Below are 13,837 nucleotides of genomic sequence, written 5' to 3'. Positions count from 1 at the left end.
TGTCGGAAGACAGCCGCGCCCTGCTGTCCGAGTCGGCCTACCACTACGGGACCTTCTTCGACCTGTTCGGCGTGGGCGCGGAATACAAGCCGTTTCCGATCCTGGACGGCTCCGACCCGGGCGAGGGGTTCGTCCGGTTCACCGCCAAGATGCTGGAGCGGTCCCAGCTCGGCCAGGCGCACGCCGACGCCGCCCAGGAACTCGCCGAGGAGCTCGTCCGGGGGCAGGTCTCCTTCATGCTCCAGCCCGGGGACTACCTCATCGTGAACCAGCGCCGCTTCCTGCACGGTCGGGAGGCGCTCCACAGCGGTCAGGAGACCGTCCCGGTCGCCGACCGACGGCTGCTCCTCCAGTTGTTCCTGCGCGCGCCCGCCAGTGCCGACTCGGCCGCGTAGCCGGCAGACGGCACCGGTGACCCACTGAGTCCCGCCCTTCGGCCCAGCCGCCGATCACGCGGCACGGCCACGGGGCGGGGCCCGGTCGGGCACCCCCGGAAACGGTCGCGCACCGGGCTCCCCGGGCTCGTGCACGCAGCTAAATGCGGGAGTTGCGCAGCGACTGCCACACAGCGCCGGCCAGCGCCCGCGACGCCCGCGGGACCGACAGATGCTCGTGCTCGCGGTACAGGGCCCAGTTGTATTGCACGAGGGACAGCTTGTTGGAGGACAGCGATCCCGCCTGGTGGGCCCTGTACACCGCAAGCGGCTCAGCCAGGCCCCGGGCGTCAGCACCGTCCCGCATGATCGACAGCCAGAGGGCGTAGTCCTGACGCTTGCGCATCTCCGGCATCAGCCTCGCGCCCAGGACATTGCGGTCGTACATGGCGGTGAGAGCACCAATGTGGTCTTGGACCAGCATCGCGCGGTAGTCCACGTGCTCCCGCGCACGGATCACCCGCCCGTTCGGAACCCAGCCGGTGCTCTCGCCGTCGTAGTCGGCATCCATCTTGAAGTACGAGGTGAACGTCAAAGGCGCAGTCGCCTCCGCAGCGAAGGCGAGCTGTTTCTCGGTCTTCTCCGGCAGCCACATGTCGTCGCTGTCGAGAAAGGCAACGTAGTCCCCGCGGGCCCGCTCGATCGCGAGGTTGCGGGCCCGGCCCGCACCGCCCCGTTCGGGTGCCGACTGAGGCAGGACGCGCTCGTCCTGCTCGGCGAACTCGCGGAGCAGGTCCATGGAGCCATCGGAGGACTGGTCGTCGGTGACCAGCAGCTCCAGGTCGCTGTGGGTCTGCGTGAGCACCGATCGGACGGCTGCGCCGAGGGTGGCTGCCGAGTTGTACACGGGCATCACGACAGACACCAGGGGCACAGCGCTTCTCCTTGCCAGACCAGGAACGACGGTCTATTCAAGCACCGCAATCGAGTAGGAGCTGCCATGCAGATAGTCGTCGCCGGTCAGGGCTACGTAGGGCTTCCGCTGGCCGTACGCGCCGCCGAGGTGGGTCACCGTGTCGTCGGCTACGACGTGGACCTGCACCGCGTTCAGCAGCTCGCCGCCGGCCAGTCCTACGTGAGGGACGTGGACTCCTCGCGCCTGTGCGCAGTGCTGGACTCCGGGGTCTACTCCGCGACCGCCGACGCTGCCGCGCTGGCCGGCTTCGACATCGCGGTGATCACTGTGCCGACCCCCTTGCGGGACGGCGTGCCCGACCTGACCTACATCGAGTCCTGCGCCCGGACGCTGGGCGAGCACCTTCGCCCCGGCGCGACGGTGGTCCTGGAGTCCACGACCTATCCCGGCACCACCGAGGAACTGCTGCTGCCGATCCTGGAGAAGACCTCGGGCCTCAAAGGCGGGGTGGACTTCCTGGCTGGATTCAGTCCCGAACGCATCGCTCCGGGGAACAAGAGGTGGTCGTTCGACGGGACGCCCAAATTGGTGTCCGGAATCGACGCCACATCACTCGATGCGATCAAGGGTTTCTACGACGGCATCTTTCGGACCACGGTACCGGTATCCGGGACCAAGGTCGCCGAGCTGGCCAAGCTGATCGAGAACATCTTCCGGTTCGTCAACATCTCCATGGTCAACGAGATGGCGACGTTGGCGGCTCCCCTCGGCGTGAACATCTGGGAGGCGATCGACGCCGCCGCGACCAAGCCCTTCGGATTCACGCGGTTCACCCCGGGGCCGGGAGTCGGCGGGCACTGCCTGCCCGTCGACCCGTTGTTCCTCTCCTGGAAGGTCCAGCAGGAGCTCGGCGTCCCCTTCCGATTTGTGGAACTCGCAGACGACGTGAACCGCCACATGCCCGACTACGTCGTCCGGCGTCTCGCGGAAGCACTCGACAAGCGCGGCATGCCCGTCAACGGATCTCGGATCCTGCTGCTTGGCCTGACCTACAAATACAACGCCACCGACCTTCGCAATTCACCTTCGGCACGTGTCGCCGAACTGCTGATCAACCTCGGCGCCGAGGTGCGCGGCGCCGACCCCAACATCCCAGAGGGCGACGCCACCGAGCTGAACGTGCTCCGAGTGGACGCGAGTGCGGAGGAGGTCGCGGCCGCTGATGCCGTGGTGCTTCTCATGGACCACACACGATTCGACCTCCCGATGATCGAGAAATACGCGACCTATGTTCTCGACTGCCGAAACCGCCTTTCCGGAGCGAACGTCGAGACTCTTTAGCTTCTCGAAATCACCCCGCCCCGCTGCCAATCCTCCATCCCCGGGAGTTCTCTTGCGCGACGAATGGGAACACGCCCACACGGACTACACCATGCCCGCGCAGCGTAAAATTCCTGCCTCGCTGGCCGAAAGCGAAAGCGACTGGCGCCACCACCTGGAACGCTCAACCCCCAACGGCTGGCTGATACGACACAACGCCATGACCGAAGCGCTCGTCAGCGGACAGCCGATGTACCTGCTGCACACCACCAAAGACATCAACGCCATCCGCACCAGCCGGCAGTTGCACGTCTCCACCGGATGCCTGGTCGGAGCCCTGTACTGCTCGCCTCTCGCCAGCCAGCGCGAGGGGCTGCGCCCACACAACCTCGGCGCCTACCTGATGCGGACGAAGCCTTCCACCGAGCCCATGGTCTTCGAGGTCATCCCGGATGCCCCGATCCGGCCCAAGGGCGTCGACTACCTGCATCTCGGTGCCATCCACCTGCGTACCTACCTGCGCTACCAGAGCTTCCTCACCCCGGCCGAGAACGACCAGCTCGACCGCGCCGTGCTGGCCGGGCTGCGCGCCGCGGCCGTGTTCCTCGACGTCGCCCTGCGCAACGCCGCCGGACATATTACTCCGGCACCCGAGTTTATCGACCAGTTGTCCGACGCCGTGGCCCACGTGCCGTTCCTCGGCTACCTGTACTTCGAGGTTCTATCCGAATATTTGATGCTCCACTCCGCTACTCCGGAAACCAAGACCTACGCCCAGGCAGGAGAGCTGAACAACTGGCTCTACAAACGACTCGCCTTCGCCGCCGTGGACAGCATGGACCAATTGTTCGACCTGGCCCGTTTCAAACCGCGCCATCACCGGCTCGTCCAGCTCATCGAAGGCATAGAACCGGCTCTCGGCCCAGGAGTCGCCGAGTACGTACGGCGACGGCTGTCCCACCTATTCACCCGGACTGCACTGCACCCGTCCCAGGATGCGGCATCGGTCACCTTCCAGGGCGCCGATCTCAGTACGATCCAGAAAGTCGCGCCTGGACTGATCGGCCAGATGGTCTTCCGCGAGATCCGGTACATGGTCCGCTATCGGCAGTTGTACCACTGCTTCGAGAAATCCAAGGCTCTTGAGGCGTGGGATTACTGGAACAGTGAGGGGATACCTACCCCCTTCAATGGAACCCTCCCCAAGGGAGAGATTGGAATAAATCCCGTCTACCCCAGATCGTCAGTCAGGGTGTGGACGGCAGAGCAGGACAGTAAGGGCTATTTACATCCGGCCGAGGAGGTCATGGCCGTCTTCACGCCGCACCTGGCGTCGTGGTGGGCGCCTCCCCGTCAGCGCGAGATGTAGAACGCCACCGATGATTCACGAGTCGAGTTGGCCCTAGGGGCCCGATCTCCGATTCCCGCCCAACGGTTATCGATAAATGGAGTTTCCGCATGACCACCAAGCTCCTGACCATTTTGACCGGCATCAACCGCAGCTCCGCGCCTTCGTCCGGGAGTATGATCTTCGTCAACGATCTCTACGGCGCGATGCCTGAAATCCATACGACCTTCCTGGGTAGGGCACCGGTCGATCAGGCTTGGAAGGCTGTGTTTGATCAGCTGATCACCCTCTCCACGACGAAGCGTCCTCACGGCCCGGACTTCGGCCCTTACGTTGACGAGTTGACGCGTGAGGTCGGTGCGCTCATCGAGAAGATTCAGCCGAATGCCATTCACGCCCAGTATCTCGGGTTCGCTCTCAGCCTGGCCTTCACCCGAACTGCTGGCAACATCCCGATCATCGCCATCACCCACGGCCCCGACGTGATGGTGGCCGAGCGCAGCGCGTGGGAACGCGAGGGCCTGAATGAAGTTGCTGCCGCAAGCGCCGCGATCGTCGCCCCGACCTTCGCCCTCGCCGACCGCATCGACCATCTCACCGGACGCCGATTCACCGATAGACTCACTGTCATCCCGTGGGGTATCCCTCTGAGCGATGCCCGGGTACGCGATCAACCGCCTACCGGAACCGGACCGCTATCGTTGGTGCACGCCGGTCGTCTGGACGACAACAAATCCACGATCACCGCAGTCGAAGCCCTCGCTTTAACTGATCAGCCGCACAGCTTGACCGTAATCGGCGAAGGAATCTTACGGGGGTATCTGGAACAGCGGGCTATCGAACTCGGGCTCCGGGACCGGGTTCATTTTGATCCGTTCCTGCCCCGTGCCGAACTGTGGCGCCGCCTGCCGAACTTCGACGCCTTCGTCTTCACAACCAGGGGCCTGGAGGCTTTCGGGCTCGTCCTCATCGAGGCTCAAGCCCACGGACTTCCGGTTGCCTACTCCGATCTTCCCGGTGTGAGGAAAATCCTCGGGAGCGCTGGCATTCCCTATACTCCTGGTGACCCGCGCTCGCTGGCTGTGGCCCTAGACGAGATGGGCCGGGACTTCCACCGGCGCAAGGCCCTGAACAAGGCGGCTCTCGATAACGCGCGCCGATACGACATCACTAGCACCGGCCGCCAGCTTCGCGAACTGACCCTCCGCGTTACCTCCTAACCCCGGTGTTTCGAGACCAGCCTCGGGACTGGTGAGGTCGCACGTTCAGGTGTCGCGTATTCCAGCTTCGCCTCCGACCGCGACGGCTTGCTCGTCCTGGGCGGCGGCCTCGCCCTCCAGGTCCGCGACCGCGCAGGCGAGGCCGCCGTATGGCTCGTAGCCACCGACCGGATCACGGGCCAGGACCGCTCGGTCGACGGCAAGGACGGCTTCCACGGCGCTGTTGCCCTGGACGACGCCTTCCTTCCGCTCGTCGACAACCCGCCGTGTTGCCCACGCTCATCGCGCTGCTCAGCCCCAACATGCACCTGCCGTCGAGCAACCTGATCTCCATGCCGGCCCTGCCGGACGAGCAGCGCAAGGGGCCAACGGTCGCTCCCCGCCCGTACGGACTGGACGCGGCTCGGCGTTGGCCATGTCCGTTCGATTCCGGTCGCTCCCCGCCCGTACGGACTGGACCCTTTTCGACCTGCGGTTTTATGGCCGCTTTGCCGTTTCTTGGTCCGGGGTGAGGGTGGGGAGCGTCAGCGGATCACTCCGCTGAGGTGGCACCTGCCCGGGTGGGCCGGTGTCTTCCCGCTTCGTTGCTGCCTGCCTTGTGCCCCGGAGGGTTGAAGGTCTTGTGGCTGCTCCACGGGCGTTTTGCGTCTCCTCCGTACCGGAGGCGACGGTGCCTGTTGGCGGCACGGGGATGGCGTGGGTGGCGATGTTCCGGGCGGCGTTGAGGTCCCGGTCAATCACCAGTTCGCACTGTCCGCAGGTGAACACGCGGTCGGCCAGGGTCAGGCGTGGGTTTTGCCACCCGCAGGCCGAGCACGTCTTGCTGGAGGGGAACCACCGGTCGCACAGGGCGAGCCGTGATCCGTACCAGGAAGTTTTGTAGGTGAGCTGGCGCCGGATCTCTGCCGGTGATGCGTCGAGGATGGAACGGTTGAGTCCGGACTTCTGCCGGACCCTTTTCCCGGGCTGTTTCACCGTGCCGCGGGCGGAGGCGGTCATGCCTGTCACGTTCAGATCTTCGACGGCGATCGTGCTGAAGCTGGTCGCCAGTTGTTTGGTGAGCGTATGCAGGTATGTTGCCCGCCGCTCGGCGATCCGGTGATGGACGGCGCCCACCCAGCGTGCGGCTTTCCGGCGTCCTGCAGAACCTTTGCTCGTGCGGGAGAGCGCTCGCTGTGCTCTGGCGAGGCGGCGCCGGTCGGCTTGCAGGTGGCGGGGGTTGGGCACCATCAGAGTGCTCTGATGGCCGGGGAGGTTGATCGGGGCGGAGAGCGCGGCGAGGACTTTGACGCCCAGGTCGACTCCGACGGTTCCGGCCTGTCGCTGTCGACGGGTGGGCCTTTCTGGGATCTCCTGGGTGACCTTGGTCAGTACGGAGGCGTACCAGCGGGTGCCGGCCCGGGAGATGGTGACGGACTGTACTGTCGCGTGCCCCCGGCGGATGAGGCGGGCCAGGCGTTTGGCCGAGCAGTGGATGCGTACGGAGCCCAGCCGGGGCAGGAGCAGGCGCCGGTAACCTTCCGGGCGGATCGTGGGCTTTTTCACGTCGTGGTGCAGGCGGAAGGAGTCCTTGCTTCGTCCCTTCTTCTTGAACCGTGGGTAGCCCATCGCGCGTCCTGCTCGTCGGCCGCTCAGAGATGAAAGCCAGTTCGCCCAGGCCCGGTCGGCGTCGATGAACGCCGACTGAAGCGCGTGCGAGGCCACTTCGTGGTGCCATGGGCATGGCCGCTCCGGCCCGAGCACGCCCTCGGGCAGGCCACCGATCCGCGAATCGCCTTTGATGCGGTTCAGATGCTTCTGGATCGAGGGCTTCGTCGGCACCGGTACCCGCACCGTTTTGCGGGCCTGCGTCTCCGTGACCCCGGAGTCTACGAGCGCCTGGACCTCGGTCCGCCAGAGCCGGTGCGCGGCGATCTTCATCCCGAGTGCGTGGTTGAACGCCCATCGCGCTGCACCGGCATGCCGCGAAAGCGCTTCCTCCTGAGCAGGAGAGGCATCCAGGGCGAAGCGGAACGCCCGAAGGACCTCCGACTGCACGGTGAACCACCTTCCTCAACTACGTCTGGATGAGTGTCGATGACTCTAGAGGCCACTACTGACAATGCCTGTCACCTGCGCGGATCCCTTCTCGTCGCAAGCAGCGGCGCAAGTCGATGAGTTGAGCGTTTGCCTTGTCGTGAAGACCGGCCCTGGCGGCCCGGGTCCCGATGAGGAGAAGTGGTCGGGCTCGGGATTCCGTCGTCAGTACTGGATCTGCCTGTCTGCGGCAGGCCGGAGGCTTCTGGCCGCTACGACGGCGGGGGCGAGCCGAGGGGGGCCGGAGACCATGGAGGCGCCGGCCTGAGTGGGCTATAAGCCGTCCTCGACTGTGCGAGCCAATGCACTGCGGTCCGGGCGGTGCCGGAGATCAGCGTGCGCGGCCGGCCATGTGTCCGGCTGTTGTCTTCGGGGTGGGTGCCGGCGCGGAGCCAAGAGCCGTCTGGTGTTCGTGGGCGGAGGTGTGCGGCCGGCCGGTGCCGGTGCCGGATCTGAGGGTGAGGGTTTCGGTGAGGTCGGCCAGGAGTGAGCTGGGGGTGTAAGGGGATGCTGTGATGCTCCAGGTGGCGTGGTTGAGGCTCGGTCCGGCCCAGGCTGTCCAGGTGGCGAGAGTGCGGTTCGGATTTTGGGCGGCGAAGGCATCGAACTGGACGCCTGACTGCTTGTCGGGGCTGCTCCAGCGGATCCAGCGTCCGTCGACGGTGTGTTTCCATCCGGCGTTGGCGAGGGGTCGGGTGGCGGCGGTGACGGTCGTCCCGGTGACGGGGCTGCCGATGGCGGTGTCCCAGCCGTCTCCGTTGGCGAGATGGTCGAGCAGGGCTTGGAGCACCGGGGCCGCAGTGGTGCCGGTCGCGGTGAGATGCCACATACGGTCGGAGACCGGGGTCTCGTAGGCGGCGATCATCCAGGCGGTCTCGCGGGGGTCGGCTTCGTGGACCCGTTCGATGCGCAAAGTCTGTGACTCGTGGATCGCGTGGGTGGTGTCGTCGGTCCAGGTCCGCCACTTCTCCCAATCCCTTTGTGCGGCGAGGAATTGGTCGAGGATGGCGTCGTGGTCGCCGGGGTCGGCGGCGTAGGCCGGCACGTTCTCCGGCGCCGGTGCAGGTGGTTCGGACTCTGCTGCGGACTGTGTGCCGAGCGGCATTCGGGCTTCAGCGGCGGCGCGCTCGGTGTCGGTCGCCGGCGCCTGGCCGGCGCGCATGGTGTCGCGGTGGAAGCGTTCGAATGACGCGAGGGCCTGGGCGGGTGAGTCGAAGGTGCCGGCGACCTGCCGCAGGTGGTTTTCGCCGTGGAGATAGACGCTCTTGCCGCTGTCGAGGTAGGTCCCGACCGCGACGGTGGTGTGGCTGTCGTGGGCGTAGGCGTGGATGAGGAGGCGGCCGTGACGGATGTCGTCGTAGATCTTCTGGGCCTCGTTGGAGACCTCCCGGATCTCGGTGCGGGTGCACCAGGGCATCGGGTAGTTGGCCCAGGTCCATTCCTCGTCGATCGCTTCGCGAAGCCGGGGTGTGATCTCGACGGTGATCCCGTCTGCGGTCAGTTGCTGGGCGGCTTTTTCGGCCCAGTAGGGCTCCTCGTGGTCGATGCGGGCCAGGACCAGGGTGTTCTTGGCCACGACGTTCCAGTCGGCGGCCTCCAGGGCCGTGTGGGGGATGCGGGCCTGGGTGCCGGTGAGGGTGGCGGTCACGGCGCTGGGGTGAGTGGGGTGGGTGTCGAGGCGGACGTGTGCGTCCAGGGAGGGTGTCGTCACGAAGGGGTACTCGCTTCTGCTGGCCGGACCATTCAGGTCCGGCCACCGGCGGGTTGGAGTTCAGCGGGAGATGCGCGCGGCGCGTGGAGCCGTGGTCTGCGGCGAACCGGCCCGGGGCGTGGCAGGGGTGCGGGGTCCCTGCACAGTGGTGGTGGGCGGGCTGGTCCTGATGCGCTGCCGGCGGGCGCGGGTGGCTGTGAGATCGGCGAGGGCGCGGCGGCTGCCGGTGATGAGCTGGTGGGGGGTGTTGGCAGGGTCGTCGGTGAACGCCTTGATGCGCAGGGCGGTGGTGTGGGCCTGGGCGAGGAGGGCGCGGTGCAGGACCTGTTCGCCCCAGTACTCGGGCGCCCCGGTAGGTGTCGAGACCAGGCACATCAGCTCGGCCGGGTCCACGTCCTGGAGCGGGGGGCTGTGGTGCTGGGCTTCCCAGAGCACGGTGACCGGATCGACGGGGTCGCCACGGCGCGCGAGGGCGGTCAGAGACTGGAACACAGCCGCGTGCAGGGGCAGGACGAAGTCATCGGCCCGCAGCCACCGCATGTTCGTGAGCCGGTCCGGGAGGGCGGTCGCGGTGGCGAGGAGTTGCCGTTCTTCCTCCAGCGCTTCCTCGCTCGTGTCCCTGGGGGGTGGCGGCGGGAGGGGGGTGCGGGGCAGGGAGCCGGGGTGCGGGGCGAACTGGCCGGCGAGTTCGTCCAGGAATCGGGCGAGGGAGTCCGCCTGTGTGAGGACGGCGGTGGCCGGGTCGGGCAGTGTGGGCTCGGTGGCCGTCTGTGCGAGGCGTTCGGCGTGTTTGCGCACGGTGCGGCGGGCGTGTTCGGCCCGGATGATCCGGGCGTACGCCGCCGCGTGAGCGGACCGCAGGCAGGCTTGGACGAGGGTGTGCAGGTAGGAGGGGGTCAGCCCGGGGGCCTCGGGGAGCGCGGCGGCCAGGAGTTCCGGCAGCCACACCGGCTTCCTCTCGTGCGTATCGCGGTCGGGCGCCGGGACGGTGCGCATGGCTGCGTAGAGGGCGGCGTGCATGGGGTCGTAGAAGTGCTCGGGCAGCAGGGTCCGGACCGTCGTGAGCTGTTCGGGGTCCAGGAGGAGGGCGCCAAGCAGGGCCTGCTCGGCGTAGTGGAGCGGCGGGCGGACCGGGATCTCATCGAGCCCGATGCCCTCGTACGGGTAGGGGACGCTGGTCATCAGGCGGCGAGGGTAAAGTCGTCGGGGCCGAGGGTCCTGTCGAGGTGCGGGGCGAGCAGGTGCGCCGCGAGGCGGGGCGGTACGGCGTTGCCGATCTGGGAGAACCGCTGGCCCTTGGTGCCCTGCCAGGGGTAGTCGGCCGGGAAGGTCTGCAGAATGCCGGCCTCGCGGGCGGTGATCCGGATCGACTCCGGCGCGGGGCATTCCTCAGTGATTCCGCTGTCTGGGGGTTCGGCGATCCAGACGCACTCGTTGGCACGGTGACCGAAGAACAGCGTCCCGGCCGGCTCCTGGATGGAGCGGATGGTGGCGTTGGCCTGGTTGTTGCTGCGCAGCGACCAACTCCACTGCGGTGACCGGGCCGTGGGAGCCGGGCCGTCGTCCGGGTGGTTCTCTCGTGTGCCGTGCCGCTCGGTCCCACCGGGCTTCTCTCGCCGCGGCTTGAGGTCGGTTGCCGGCCCGGCCGGACGGTGTTTCCAGGTGCCGCGGTCGCGGGCGTTGGTGAGGGTTTTGCGGGAGCCGGAGGGGAACGGCTCGGGTCCGCCCCCGGGCCCGCCTCCGGCGCAGACGGTCGGCACGGGGCGGTCGGTGGCGCCCCAGCCGAGGGCCTCGGCCATGGACACCCACCGCCTGCGGCCGGGGCCGAAGAGACCCTCCGGTTCGGGGAAGCGGGCGTGGGTGGGTTCCGGCGGCGCGGCGGTGCGGGTGCGGGAGGCGAGCAGGATCGCCCGCCGTCTGGTCTGCGGGACGCCGTAGTCGGCGGCGTTGAGGATTCCCGCCCAGGCGGAGAATCCCCAGGTGCGCAGGATCGCGGCGTACTGACGCCATAGCGGCAGGACGTCGGGGACTTCCTCCATGACGACCCATTCGGGCTGGCCGACGGTGTGGAGGGCGTGCAGGTAGCGCATGGGCTCCGCCGCGAGCAGGGAGCGCTCGTCCCGGCAGGCGGCCAGCAGCCGTTCACGGGTGTCCCGGCCGGCGGCGAGGTCGGCGACGGCCTGGTGGACCAGCGGCTGGTCGAGCAGGCCGAGCCGTTTTCCTGCCATCGACCACGCCTGACACGGCGGTGACGCGATCAGCCCAAGTGTGCGCCCGGAGAAGATCCAGGCGGGATACTCCGCGACATCGGTCCGTATCGTCAGATGGCCGGCTGCGGCACGTGTTTTACAGGCCCATTCGTCCCATTCCAGTCCCACGTCCCGTACGCCGAGCACCGTCAGTGCGTGTGAGAATCCGCCGGGGCCCGCGAACAGATCGAGGATCAGGATGCGAGCCCGAATTCGTCCTGCACCGGCTCCACATCGGAGCCGCGGCAGCTCCAGGGCGAGCACCCGTCGGCCACGCCCCGCTCCAGCTCGTCCGCATCCGCTCCGGTGCCGAGTTCTGTCTGCCGTGCGGCCCATTCGGCCGCCGTGACATGGTCGATGGGCGCTACATCCAGGGGGACGCGGGAACGGTGGAGGAACGCCTGGCCGAGCAGGCGGTTTCCGGTGGCGTTGGCGCGGGCGTTTCCCTTCCGGATCGCGGCGTCGAATTCCACGACGTCGTCCCACTCCGTCGGCGAGGTGTCACGGATGTGTCTCCACTGGGCGTTGCCGTGGAACGGGCAGCCCAGGCAGCTCGATTTGGGGGTGTCGGCCAGCCCCAGGCCGGTGAGGTAGCGGACGCAGTCGGCCCGTGACCAGTCCATGTCCACGATGAGAGGATGCCGGTTGCGCATGTATTTGACGTCGGAGTCTTTGGCCCGGTGGAATTCGTCCGTGGAAATACCGACCCACTGCTCGACGAAAACATCCTTCGGGATACGCGCCGGATAAGCAAAGCCGAGAAGTTCCCTGACCTTCTTCTTGATCGGCTTGATTTTATATTCGCCGGTGCATTGCCGCCGGGTCATTCCTGGGCGTCCGTCTTTGTTCAGGACATAGAGAGGCATGGAGGCGAACCGGTGGGCCGGGTCCAGGGCGTCCTTGCGGATGTTACCGGAGGAGACTCGGTGAATGGGTATGCCCGCAGGCTGGGCTATCTCGTGTTCGAGACGGTCCAGGTGCGTGTATACGGCCTGCGGTTCCCATCCGGTGTCGGCGAAGATGGCGTGGTCGACTTTCGGGAGGATTCCGTTTGCTGAGAGGGCGAGCAGTGTGCTGGATTGAATTCCGGCGCCGAGGGAAATAATACGGAGGCGGGGGGTTGTTGAAATGGTCTGTTCCTGGGTTCTGCGGGAGGGCGGGGCGCGGGGTCAGTGCCGCGGGGTGCGGGCGGCTGGGGGCGGTGCAGGGTGCGCGGCGCTCTGGCCGGCGGTGGGCGTGGGCGGCGGGAGGCGCTGGTCGAGGGCGCGGGCGGCCTGTGCGAGGTCGGTGGCCATCTGGCGGGTGACGGCTGCCGCCTGGGTGATCTGTGTGGCGGTGTGCTCGGGGATGTCGGTGCGTTGCCCGGCCCAGGCCGCTGCGCTGTCCAGGAGGGTGGCGAGGTCTGGGAGCTGACCGGCGGCGTTTTCGAGGACGGCTCGCTGCTGGTGGCGGGTGAGCGCTGTGTATGAGGTGTCGGCGAGTTCGCGCAGGCTCTGGGTGGCGGGCGCGCGCTCGAAGGGAAGCCCGTAGAGGTGGGCGTGGACCGACTGGGCGACCTTGGTCAGGGGTGCGCCGGAGGAGCGGTGGCGGTGGGCGGCTGTGGCTCCTGGGCGGACGCTGAAGTTCGCGATGATGTCACGGACGGGGATGTCCGCGGAGATCTGACTGGCGAGAGCGCGGGCGATGTCGTCGGCCGTGGGGTGGTCGGTGGCCGTGGCGTTCCTCCTGGGAGAGTGCTGGTGACGGGAGTTCAGCGGGTACGGGCGGCCGTGGTTGTGGTGCGGGCCGGCTTGGCGGGGCGGGTGCTCAGGAGGGCCGGTTGCGGCCGGCGGGTGGCGGCGGCTGCCAGGGTCTGGCGGCCGGCGGCGGTGAGGCGGAGCCGCTGCTGGCCCGGTGCGTTGGGCCGGTCACGCCGCTTGAGGAGGTCCTTGGCTTCCAGAACCCGGATCGTGGTGATCGGCAGGCGGCCGTCGCGGCTGCTGACACGTTCCTTGCCTGCCGCCTCGGAGACCTGGACCTGGCCTCGGGCGACGGCGCGCAGGGCGCTCTGCTGGGCCGGCGACAGGACGATGTGCTGTGCTGTGGCGGGCACGGGGGTGTTGCGGCCCTGGCGGTGCAGTTCGGCGGCGAGGGTTTCGGCGAGGCGGGCGGTGGTCTCGGGGGCGAGTGCGGTCAGATCGCGGGCCATGTGGATCTGCCTGCCGGCGTCCATGAGGGCGTGGAGGTAGGAGTGCGGGTCGTCCCTGCCGGGGGTTTCGGCGTCGGCTCGGGCGGCGTCGATGATGTCCTCCGCGTCGAGGAGGTGGTCCGCGGCGGCGATGGTGAGGAATGCGAGCTGGGTGAGGCGGATCTCTGTGTCGCAGACATCGGTGCTGCGGTGGAGGGACTGGCTGTTTGCGGCGTCGCGGGCGGTGAGGGTGTCGCGGGCGAGGCTCTGGAGGGCGAGGACGTGTGGCCGGAGTACAGCTGCGGAGGTTGCCTTGGTCGGGTCGAGGGTGGCGAGGGTGTCGTTGTGGCGGGTGAAGGCGTCGGCGAGGATCAGCAGGCGCTCGGGCAGGGACGGCGTGTCGGCGGGCATGGATGTCGGACTTTCGGGTGAAAGGGGCGTGGTCGGGAGGGGCGG

The 13,837-nt window shown here is 67.7% G+C and carries 13 protein-coding genes; 5 read left to right on the top strand and 8 right to left on the bottom strand.

The features are described from left to right. Nucleotides 1-395: TauD/TfdA family dioxygenase (locus ACWGDX_RS19475; RefSeq protein ID WP_453627113.1), on the top strand; the 395-nt coding region annotated here is incomplete at its 5' end. Nucleotides 396-534: 139 nt separating this feature from the next. Here the strand turns inward: ACWGDX_RS19475 and ACWGDX_RS19470 are convergent. Beyond that, a complete protein-coding gene (locus ACWGDX_RS19470; RefSeq protein ID WP_453627111.1) occupies nt 535-1,308 on the bottom strand; it encodes a glycosyltransferase family 2 protein in 774 nt (257 codons plus the stop codon). A gap of 66 nt (nt 1,309-1,374) precedes the next feature. Between ACWGDX_RS19470 and ACWGDX_RS19465 the strand changes: the two genes are divergently transcribed. From ACWGDX_RS19465 to ACWGDX_RS19455, 3 genes are all read left to right on the top strand, one after another. After that, on the top strand, nt 1,375-2,631 hold the full coding sequence (locus ACWGDX_RS19465; protein WP_453627109.1) for a nucleotide sugar dehydrogenase: 1,257 nt from the start codon (nt 1,375-1,377) through the stop codon (nt 2,629-2,631). Nucleotides 2,632-2,683: 52 nt separating this feature from the next. Then, nucleotides 2,684-3,979 (top strand): hypothetical protein, encoded by a 1,296-nt coding sequence (locus ACWGDX_RS19460; RefSeq protein WP_453627107.1) that lies wholly within the window; start codon nt 2,684-2,686, stop codon nt 3,977-3,979. 89 nt (nt 3,980-4,068) lie between these two features. After that, a complete protein-coding gene (locus tag ACWGDX_RS19455; protein WP_453627105.1) occupies nt 4,069-5,178 on the top strand; it encodes a glycosyltransferase family 4 protein in 1,110 nt (369 codons plus the stop codon). A gap of 45 nt (nt 5,179-5,223) precedes the next feature. On the opposite strand, the gene ACWGDX_RS19450 is transcribed toward ACWGDX_RS19455, so the two are convergent. The 6 genes from ACWGDX_RS19450 to ACWGDX_RS19425 form a co-directional block, all read right to left on the bottom strand. After that, nucleotides 5,224-5,394, bottom strand: coding sequence for a hypothetical protein (locus ACWGDX_RS19450; RefSeq protein ID WP_453627103.1), 171 nt, complete (start codon nt 5,392-5,394; stop codon nt 5,224-5,226). A 261-nt stretch (nt 5,395-5,655) separates the two neighbouring features. Then, complete coding sequence (locus ACWGDX_RS19445) at nt 5,656-7,215, bottom strand: RNA-guided endonuclease InsQ/TnpB family protein (RefSeq protein WP_453627101.1); 1,560 nt, start codon at nt 7,213-7,215, stop codon at nt 5,656-5,658. A gap of 370 nt (nt 7,216-7,585) precedes the next feature. After that, complete coding sequence (locus ACWGDX_RS19440; RefSeq protein ID WP_453627099.1) at nt 7,586-8,965, bottom strand: DUF317 domain-containing protein; 1,380 nt, start codon at nt 8,963-8,965, stop codon at nt 7,586-7,588. A gap of 60 nt (nt 8,966-9,025) precedes the next feature. Then, complete coding sequence (locus tag ACWGDX_RS19435; protein WP_453627097.1) at nt 9,026-10,147, bottom strand: DnaB-like helicase N-terminal domain-containing protein; 1,122 nt, start codon at nt 10,145-10,147, stop codon at nt 9,026-9,028. Next, nucleotides 10,147-11,412 (bottom strand): DNA cytosine methyltransferase, encoded by a 1,266-nt coding sequence (locus ACWGDX_RS19430; protein ID WP_453627164.1) that lies wholly within the window; start codon nt 11,410-11,412, stop codon nt 10,147-10,149. The genes ACWGDX_RS19435 and ACWGDX_RS19430 overlap by 1 nt, the downstream gene beginning before the upstream one ends. After that, the gene (locus ACWGDX_RS19425; protein WP_453627162.1) at nt 11,409-12,284 is read right to left on the bottom strand and encodes a hypothetical protein; all 876 of its coding nucleotides are present in this window, start codon (nt 12,282-12,284) and stop codon (nt 11,409-11,411) included. The genes ACWGDX_RS19430 and ACWGDX_RS19425 overlap by 4 nt, the downstream gene beginning before the upstream one ends. A gap of 138 nt (nt 12,285-12,422) precedes the next feature. On the opposite strand from ACWGDX_RS19425, the gene ACWGDX_RS19420 reads away from it, so the two are divergent. Next, nucleotides 12,423-12,683 (top strand): hypothetical protein, encoded by a 261-nt coding sequence (locus tag ACWGDX_RS19420; RefSeq protein WP_453627095.1) that lies wholly within the window; start codon nt 12,423-12,425, stop codon nt 12,681-12,683. A gap of 281 nt (nt 12,684-12,964) precedes the next feature. Here the strand turns inward: ACWGDX_RS19420 and ACWGDX_RS19415 are convergent, their stop codons facing one another. Further along, nucleotides 12,965-13,792 (bottom strand): hypothetical protein, encoded by an 828-nt coding sequence (locus ACWGDX_RS19415; protein WP_453627093.1) that lies wholly within the window; start codon nt 13,790-13,792, stop codon nt 12,965-12,967. Nucleotides 13,793-13,837 lie beyond the last annotated feature (45 nt).

This window comes from Streptomyces sp. NPDC055025, from assembly GCF_053608565.1.
This window is presented reverse-complemented; position numbering and strand designations above follow the sequence as displayed.

What these genes read in the sequence shown, in the direction of transcription:
- ACWGDX_RS19465 (WP_453627109.1), top strand. Translation starts at nt 1,375, where the DNA reads ATGCAGATAGTCGTCGCCGGTCAGGGCTACGTAGGGCTTCCGCTGGCC.
- ACWGDX_RS19415 (WP_453627093.1), bottom strand. Translation starts at nt 13,792, where the DNA reads ATGCCCGCCGACACGCCGTCCCTGCCCGAGCGCCTGCTGATCCTCGCC.
- ACWGDX_RS19435 (WP_453627097.1), bottom strand. Translation starts at nt 10,147, where the DNA reads ATGACCAGCGTCCCCTACCCGTACGAGGGCATCGGGCTCGATGAGATC.
- ACWGDX_RS19455 (WP_453627105.1), top strand. Translation starts at nt 4,069, where the DNA reads ATGACCACCAAGCTCCTGACCATTTTGACCGGCATCAACCGCAGCTCC.